1 rRNA gene is annotated in these 300 nt (G+C 42.7%); it reads right to left on the bottom strand.

The annotated features are described in order from the left end of the window. Nucleotides 1-94: ribosomal RNA gene (locus KJS65_RS29580) — 23S ribosomal RNA — on the bottom strand; the annotation flags it as partial. Between the last annotated feature and the right edge of the window lie 206 nt (nucleotides 95-300).

Raw genomic sequence — 300 nt, 5'->3', positions numbered from 1 at the left:
GCTTACAGCTCCCCGGGGCAGTATCGTTGTTCGCCACGTCCTTCTTCGGCTCCTAGTGCCTAGGCATCCTCCGTGTGCTCTTAGTAGCTTAACCAATGCTCCAGTTTTTGCGCTGATCGCTCTGTTGTTCGTTTGTTTCTCGATTGAATTAAATCAAGGTTGAAACAAACTCTCAAAGGATCGATCATCCCAAAAACTTTCGCTGCTACTCTTATTTACTTGGTCAATAAATTGACACAAGCAGCTAAAAGGATATTTCTAAAACGCAAATTCGTTTCGTTATCTAGTTTTCAAGGATCA

This window comes from Paenibacillus sp. J23TS9, from assembly GCF_018403225.1.
Classification (GTDB): Bacteria; Bacillota; Bacilli; order Paenibacillales; family Paenibacillaceae; genus Paenibacillus_AQ.
The sequence above is the reverse complement of the archived record's forward strand: the minus strand, read 5'-3'. Positions and strand labels throughout refer to the sequence as shown.